At 35.4% G+C, this 4,842-nt stretch carries 3 protein-coding genes, 1 tRNA gene and 1 pseudogene; 2 read left to right on the forward strand and 3 right to left on the reverse strand.

The window, feature by feature from the left end; genetic code table 11:
- Positions 1-996: Rib/alpha-like domain-containing protein (locus A5883_RS19345; RefSeq protein WP_086339376.1), on the forward strand; the 996-nt coding region annotated here is incomplete at its 5' end.
- Positions 997-1,633: 637 nt separating this feature from the next.
- A tRNA-Ile gene (locus tag A5883_RS18810) sits at positions 1,634-1,707 on the forward strand.
- A gap of 150 nt (positions 1,708-1,857) precedes the next feature.
- Here the strand turns inward: A5883_RS18810 and A5883_RS19670 are convergent.
- The 3 genes and pseudogenes from A5883_RS19670 to tnpA form a co-directional block, all read right to left on the reverse strand.
- Positions 1,858-2,106 (reverse strand): type II toxin-antitoxin system HicB family antitoxin, encoded by a 249-nt coding sequence (locus A5883_RS19670; protein WP_369596890.1) that lies wholly within the window; start codon positions 2,104-2,106, stop codon positions 1,858-1,860.
- Positions 2,107-2,854: 748 nt separating this feature from the next.
- Positions 2,855-4,000, reverse strand: coding sequence for an IS200/IS605 family element RNA-guided endonuclease TnpB (gene tnpB / locus A5883_RS18820; RefSeq protein WP_086339356.1), 1,146 nt, complete (start codon positions 3,998-4,000; stop codon positions 2,855-2,857).
- An 11-nt stretch (positions 4,001-4,011) separates the two neighbouring features.
- A pseudogene (gene tnpA, locus A5883_RS18825) lies at positions 4,012-4,414 on the reverse strand (IS200/IS605 family transposase).
- Positions 4,415-4,842 lie beyond the last annotated feature (428 nt).

The raw sequence follows: 4,842 nt of genomic DNA on the forward strand, positions 1-4,842 counted from the left end.
GGCAGTACAGTAGAAGTTGTGGAGGCAGTGACCAGTGAGACGGCCGGTACGTTTGAAGCCAAAGTGAAAGTGATCTTCGAGAATGGCTCCAGCCGAACCGTAACAGTGCCGGTAATAGTAAAAGAACGAATCCCAGCTAGTACTTTGGAGGAAATCCCAAGCATCCCGGCAGAAAATATCTTATCAGAAGAAGTCTATCAAGGCGATCCAATTGTTTTAGAAGACAATCTTCAAGGATTACCAGACGGCAGTGTGGTAGAGGTTGTGGAAGCAGTCACGAGTGAAACGGCCGGTACATTTGAAGGGAAAGTGAAGGTGACCTTTGCGAATGGCTCCAGCCGAATCGTAACCGTGCCGGTAACAGTGAAGGAACGAATCCCAGCTACTACATTAGAGGAAATCCCGAGCATTCCATCAGAGAATATCTTATCAGAGGAAGTCTATCAAGGGGATCCAGTTACTTTAGAGGATAATGTACAAGGGTTACCGGATGGCAGTACAGTAGAAGTTGTGGAGGCAGTGACCAGTGAGACGGCCGGTACATTTGAAGCCAAAGTAAAAGTGACCTTTGCGAATGGCTCCAGTCGAATCGTAACCGTGCCAGTAACTGTGAAAGAACAAGCCCATAGCAGTTCTACGAAAGAAGAATCAAGTATTCCAGCAGAAAGCATCCCAGAAGAAGTGGGCAATCAGGAGGAACCAATTCCTGTAGAGGATCACGTTCAAGATTTATCAGAAGACAGTATTACAGAGGGAGAAAACAGAACCAGTATAGCGGAGGAAGAAAGTTCATCTGATAAACCTATAGAAGATCGTTCCCAGGGGGATTCGAAGGATGAAAAGGATTCTGCAAGGTTAGTTGATGAAAGAAAACTACCTGAAACGGGAGATACGTCTAACCTGTTTTCTCTTTTAGGAGGGCTTTTCCTCAGTGCTATAGGTGTAGTCGGTATCTTATTGAAATGGAATCATCGAAAGAAAACGTATGAAGATTGATGTTTTCTGTTTCAAGGATTGGAAGAAAGATTCGCTTGGAAATAACGAGTGAGTAAGATTTAGGAGGGAATATGGACGACTCTACGAACCATTCAGAAACGTTGGATATACGATATATCACACACTATAAACAGTTGATCATGGACATTTTAAGAGAATTAAATGCGGAAAACTTTGAACAGAGTATACGATTTTTAAAGCATATCATGATCAAAATCCATCAGTTTCAACAACTATGTAGCATGGATTTGCCTAGAAAATCCTATACAGAAATGATTCGAGAAGTGGAGGACAGTTATTCATTGACTGAAATAAAGGAGAATGAAGAAACAGATATCTTACAATTATTCATGGATATTCACTTGTTTTTTGTAAATAAGTCTAGTGGTAATAAGTCAAGATAAAACTTCAAAAGATTTTAACAAAATCCATTTTTATCCAAACTATTGAAAAAACTTGGTCTATTGGCTATACTAGAAAAAAATTCACACCCGAGTTTTTTTCTTTTCTGCCTCCGCTCAACCCCGTGAGTGGAGCTTTTTGTATTGAAAAAATCGATCCTAACTTGTATAATTTTTGTATACTAACGGCATTGCTTTTTTTCAAAAAGCGCCCACTCTTCGGAATGGCTTATTTAGTACCTTTAGCTCAGTTGGTGAGAGCAGACGGCTCATAACCGTCCGGTCGTAGGTTCGAGTCCTACAAGGTACATAGTAAACCCCTCTTACTCTTGTGAGTAGGAGGGTATTTTTTAGTAGTTTTTCTTTCAAAGCTTCTGTTAGAGTTTGAGAAAAATTGATATTTTCTTTTTCCGCAATCACGTTTAGCCATTCCGATATAGAGGTATTTTTCCGTACAGTTTTAGAATGATTTTTTCCGTCGATATTCTGATAAATCCAAAGTAATTGCTAAAACAAAGTCATTCTCATTATCTAGAGAAATATCTCTCGGATTCGTTGCTTCTGGATGATGATCTTGATTGTATAGGGCTAAACCTAAAGCCGATTGAGCCATTTCTACTGCCTCGTCAATTTCGTGACCAAAATTTATAGCCTTTGGAACATCTGGAAAAGTAACATTGTAAATTTTACCTTCGGAGCTAAAATTGATGGATAAATAACTAAATTGCTATTTTTCATAATAATTCTCCTCGTAATATAGCTTTCATCCGGCTATGTTCTTCAAAGAAGATTCTGAGTTAAAGCAATGAGAAAATACCTTAGCAGAGCTAGAGTCTATATGTTATACTTTACAAAAAAGCACGGGTTTAAACAACTCGAACATCAGTTCTTATTTTGATAACAATTAACTCCTGTTGGGAAAGAGTGCACAACTAAACCCAACAATTTATGACGGTTTTCTAATCCATATTATCTATTAACTAGTAATCATGATAAGCTATAAAAATCGAAGAGTATTAGGCACACTTCCCCAAGTATTACCGCCTAATACTTCTCGTATAGTATTGCACGCATCTACTAATCTATAGGATAAACTTAGTTACTGCAAGTAAAACGAATATGCCATATTTGCAAGCCCGCCGAAGTGGGCTATTTTTATGTCAAAAATACCCACTCCGGGGAGAGTGGGCTTCCTTGAAAGGAGATTAATGAAAAAATTGTTTATTGGGTAATTAGATTTTAAAATACAAAATGAATTTTTTCAATATCAATCATACAAAAAAGTATGATTTTGCTATGGTCTTTGTCTGGATAGTACCTCTTTTTGAACCTCTCATGACTAAAATCGCAAGATTCTTGGGAATAGAGCATACTTGCAAGCGTATTTCTTTACTCACAGCGGTTTCTCTTATTTACCAAGCTATCCCCGTAGTTCCTACGGTTTTTGATGATTGGATCTAAGCTAATCCCATGGAATGTAATCTTAGACCTTCGGTCAGAATATTGATACTAGCATTGATATCTCGGTCATGATGAGCATGACAAACAGGACAAGTCCATTCTCGAATTTCTAGAGATTTCTTGCCGTCTTTATGTCCACAATTTGAACAGATTTGACTAGATGGAAACCATTTATCTACTTTGATGATTTTCCGACCGTACCAGTCAGCTTTATATTTTAACTTAGTCACAAAACTAGACCATGAAACATCCGAAATACTTTTTGCTAGTTTATGATTACGCAACATACCTTGTGTATTTAAGTCTTCTATACAAATAATATCGTGGTTTTTGATAATCTCTGTACTCAACTTGTTTAAAAAGTCATTGCGTTGATTCATTACTTTTTCATGTAGTCGTGCTACTTTTCGTTTTTGTTTTTGATAATTTTTAGCTTCAAAGAGATTGATGCCTTTCTTTTTAGCTAGTAATGCACGTTTTGACAACTTACGTTGTTCACGTTTGAGTTTTTTTGCCATTTTTGACGTGAATTTATTGTTATCAATCTTTTGACCATCAGAAAGGATTGCAAAATCAGTTATACCAAGGTCAATTCCAATAGCGGAATTAGATCTAGGAAACTCAACTATTTCTTCTTCACACAGGATGGAGACAAAAAATTTACCACTCGAATTTTTCCGAATTGTAGCATTTAAGATTCGCCCTTTGGGCTCTTGACTTTTCGCAAATTTAACAAGTCCTAACTTAGGTAGTTTTATGAAATTATTTCTAATTTCAATACTATTATTCACATTTTTAGTTGTATAACTTTGTATAGGATGTTTTTTGCTTTTAAATTGTGGTCGTTTATTTTGCTTTTTAAAGAAGCGAGAAAAAGCATCAGAAAGATTTTTCAATGAGGATTGAATCGCAATACTGTCAACTTCTTTTAACCAAATTGTCTCTGCATTTCTTTTCATTTGTGGAAGCATGGCAGAACAAGAATTATAAGATAATCCTTTTCCAGTAGTCGCATATTCATGATTCCACAAATTCAAAAAATAATTATAGACAAATCTTGAACAGCCAATGGTTTTAGTCATTAATAGTTCTTGTTCTTGATTAGGATAGATTCTAAATTTATAAGCCTTATGTTGTAGCATATGGATTCACCTCATTTCTTTTTCTGATTTTGTATATATTTTCTAATTTGTTCTTCTGTATTTTCGCTAACAGTAGCTACAAAGTAGCTTGGATTCCAAAGATGTCCACCCCAAAGGAGTTGTTTAAGTTCAGGATGTTTTTTAAACAGCAGTCTAGCGGATACGCCTTTAAATGCACCCCACAATACTAGGAATATAGTATTGTGGGGTGCATTCAATAAGTAAATGAATATGGTCTTTATCTGATTCTATTTCCATAATTTTTATATTATTATCATCAGCAATTTGTTTCAAAAACTGTTTGACATCAATATCTACCTGACCATACAAAACATCATGTCGATATTTTACACACCAAACAAGATGATATTGAATAGAATAGACATAACCACGTCCATAATGAATTTCTGACATACAAAAACACCTCGCAATTATTTTAATATATGTACCTCTACAAAATCAATTATTGCAAGACATTTCACTATTATTTAGTTTATATTTGTCAGTTGTTTAGCTAAAGCTAGGCCACAACTTCTAAATGCTTTTGCTTTAGATTTCTCTGTTCGTAAATTAATTTGGTACCGAGTAGCCGTTACAGTGTAAAAACAAGTTAAAGCAAATATTTCTCTGTTTGTTCTGATTCTGTGATCGAACTGCAAGTTAGCAAAATTACCACGTTCACAAAGCCTCATTTGATTAGTTAATAAAAATGAAATACTACTTAAACAATGGTTCTTTTGTTCGATTTTTTTCTTATCTCCATTAAAAAATATACTTTGCATTAACTTTTTTATTTTTTTAATCCTTCACAAACTGCTTTGCTCTATAGGTAATTGTAGTAG

Origin of the sequence: Enterococcus sp. 5B3_DIV0040 (genome assembly GCF_002140755.1) — a bacterium.
GTDB lineage: Bacteria > Bacillota > Bacilli > Lactobacillales > Enterococcaceae > Enterococcus_D > Enterococcus_D casseliflavus.